The organism is Streptomyces sp. NPDC005728 (genome assembly GCF_040630895.1).
GTDB lineage: Bacteria > Actinomycetota > Actinomycetes > Streptomycetales > Streptomycetaceae > Streptomyces.
Genome location: NZ_JBEXYL010000249.1, coordinates 1 through 2,993, shown reverse-complemented (window position 1 = coordinate 2,993; position 2,993 = coordinate 1). Strand labels below are relative to the sequence as shown.

Below are 2,993 nucleotides of genomic sequence, written 5' to 3'. Positions count from 1 at the left end.
GGCGACCGCGTCCAGGTCCTCCCGGCCGCCGAAGACGTTCGGCGTCCACTGCCCGGAGTCGCGCGAGTAGTCGAGGTAGAGCATGGAGGCCACGGCGTCCACGCGGAGCCCGTCGATGTGGAACTCCTCGCACCAGTACACGGCGTTGGCGACGAGGAAGTTGCGCACCTCGGTGCGTCCGAAGTCGAACTCGTACGTCCCCCAGTCCGGATGCTCGGCCCGCCGGGAGTCCCCGGGTTCGTAGAGGGGGTCCCCGTCGAACCGGGCCAGCGCCCAGTCGTCCTTGGGGAAGTGGGCCGGCACCCAGTCCATGATCACGCCGAGGCCGGCCCGGTGCAGCGCGTCGACGAGGTACTTGAAGTCGTCCGGCGAGCCGAGCCGGGGTGTCGGCGCGTAGTAGGAGGTGACCTGGTAGCCCCAGGACCCGCTGAAGGGATGCCCGGCTACCGGCATCAGCTCCACATGGGTGAAGCCCATCTCCTTGACGTACGGGGGGAGTTGTTCGGCCAGCTGCCGGTACGTCAGACCGGGGCGCCAGGAGGCCAGATGGACCTCGTACACCGACAACGGGGCCTCGTGCACGGGGGTGTCGCCCCGGTGCGTCATCCACTCCGCGTCGTCCCATGCGTAGCGCGAGACCGCGACGACGGAGGCCGTCGCGGGCGGGACCTCGGTGCGGCGGGCCATCGGGTCCGCCTTCAGGAACCGGCCGCCGTACCGGGAGGTGATCTCGAACTTGTACGCGGCGCCCTCGCCGATGCCCGGCAGGAACAGCTCCCACACGCCCGACGCGCCGAGCGACCGCATCGGGTACTGCGTGCCGTCCCAGTACGTGAAGTCGCCCGCGACCCGCACTCCCTGGGCGTTCGGCGCCCACACGGTGAACCGGGTGCCCGCCACTCCCTGATGGGTCATGGGCTCGGCGCCGAGCGCCTTCCACAGCTGCTCGTGCCGGCCCTCGCGGATCAGATGGAGGTCCAGCTCACCGAGGGAGGGCAGGAAACGGTACGGATCCTCCACCTCGTGCTCCGCGTCGTCGTACGCCACCAGCAGCGTGTACGACGGGATCCGCGGGTACGGCAGGACGGCGGCGAAGAGTCCGCCGCCCTCCGACACCAGATGGGTGCGCACCCCGTCGACCACGACGCCGACCGAGCGGGCGTTCGGGCGCAGCGCCCGGAACAGGGTGCCGCCCGGTACCGGGTGGGCGCCCAGCAGGGCATGCGGATCGTGGTGGGCGCCGCCGAGCAGGCGGTCGCGGTCGCTCGGGTCGAGCGGGACGGCCGCGGTCGCGGAGGGTCCCGCGGACTCAGGACGTGTCGTGTCGCGCAGTGCCATGATCTCAGCCTCCCCACACGGCGAGCCGCTCGATCGCGGCCATCGGAACCGGCAGCCAGTCCGGACGGTGTCTCGCCTCGTACAGCACCTCGTACACCGCCCTGTCCGTCTCGTGCGCGCGCAGCAGCGCGTGCTTCTTGCGTGGGTCCCATCCCGCACCGGCCGCGTAGCCCGCGCAGAACGCCTCGCGGCAGCGGCGCGCCCACTCCGGCCGCCAGGGGCGGCGCTGCCGGGCCGCGTAGTCGAAGGAGCGCAGCATCCCGGCCACGTCCCGTACCGGGGACTGCGCGGCCCGCCGCTCGTCGAGCGGCCGGGATGGCTCGCCCTCGAAGTCGATCACGAACCAGTCGCGCCCGGCCTGCAGCACCTGCCCCAGGTGCAGGTCGCCGTGGATGCGCTGGGCGGGCGGCCCGGTGTCGCACGTGGCCAGCGCACCGAACGCGGCCCGCAGACCGGGGACGAACGGGCGCAGCGCGGGCACGGCGTGCGTGGCGGCGTCCAGCCGCGCGCACATCGCCTGAGCCGTACGACCGTTCTCGCCCGGTCCGGCCGGCGGGAACGCCTCGGCCAGTGCGAGGTGCACCTCGGCCATGGCCCGGCCCAGCTCCCGGGCCTCGGCGGTGAAGTCGTCGCCCGTCGCGAGCGCGCGCAGCGCCAGCGTCCAGCCGTCGGTCGCGTCCGGCAGGAACGGCTGGAGGACGCCCAGGGTGGCCGGGCGCGGAGCGGTCGTGCTGAACCAGGCGACCGGCGCCGGCACCCGCGCGCAGCCCTGCGCGGCCAGCGCGCCCGGCACCTCCAGATCGGGGTTGACGCCCGGCTGGATGCGGCGGAAGAGCTTCAGGATGTACGCGTCGCCGTAGACGATCGACGAGTTGGACTGCTCGGCGTCCAGCAGCCGGGGCGGGAGGCCGCCGGGCAGACGGACGGCCGGGGTCGTCTCGAAGCGCAGTGGACCCACCGTGCCGGGCTGCCGCAGCCGCTCCAGGAGCAGATGGGCCGAGCGCGGGTCCTGCAGGGCGTCGTACACGGCGAGACCGGCGAACGCACCCTCCCCGACACGGCCGATGTACGCCCGTTCCAGCCGCGGTGCGAGGTGCTCGCGCAGGCCCAGGAAGAGCTGGTAGCAGTCGCCGGGCGGGGGTGTGCCGCCGGGGGTGGGCACCGGTGCGTGCGAGGCGTGGACCAGCAGGTGCAGACACCCCGGGAACAGCTCGCTCATCGACAGCAACGACAGATCGGCGACGGGCCGGTCCTTGCCCGCGAACCAGCGCTGCAGGGGCAGCCATTCGCGCAGCAGCCCGCTCAGCGAGGCCAGGGGCCGCTCGGTGCCGGCCGCGGCTCTCGGCCGGGGGGTGATGGTCTTCGGCATGGTGACGCGTCCTTTCCTCGGCGTCCGGCGCTCAGCGGCGGCGGCCGATGCGGGATGCGACTCGGGTGAGCCGGAACCAGTAGAAGCCGTGGCCCGCGAGGGTCAGCAGGTAGGGCAGCTCACCGATGGCCGGGAACCGCACGCCCCCGATCAGCTCGACCGGGTGCCGTCCGTCGTAGATCCGCAGATCGAGCTCGGTGGGCTGCGCGAACCGTGAGAAGTTGTGCACGCACAGCACCAGGTCGTCCTCGTACTCGCGCAGGAAGGCGATCACCGCGGGGTTGGA

The 2,993-nt window shown here is 73.0% G+C and carries 3 protein-coding genes; all 3 read right to left on the bottom strand.

What is annotated here, in order from left to right:
• On the bottom strand, window positions 1–1,338 hold a 1,338-nt coding region (glgB, locus tag ABZ471_RS48210; protein ID WP_359075501.1), incomplete at its 3' end, for a 1,4-alpha-glucan branching enzyme.
• A gap of 4 nt (window positions 1,339–1,342) precedes the next feature.
• Entirely contained in the window at window positions 1,343–2,707 is a 1,365-nt protein-coding gene (locus tag ABZ471_RS48205) for a maltokinase (RefSeq protein ID WP_359075499.1), read from the bottom strand.
• Window positions 2,708–2,738: 31 nt separating this feature from the next.
• Window positions 2,739–2,993: alpha-glucosidase C-terminal domain-containing protein (locus ABZ471_RS48200; RefSeq protein ID WP_359075497.1), on the bottom strand; the 255-nt coding region annotated here is incomplete at its 5' end.

Excerpts from the sequence above, each read along its gene's own strand:
- ABZ471_RS48205 (WP_359075499.1), bottom strand. The coding sequence starts at position 2,707 with ATGCCGAAGACCATCACCCCCCGGCCGAGAGCCGCGGCCGGCACCGAG.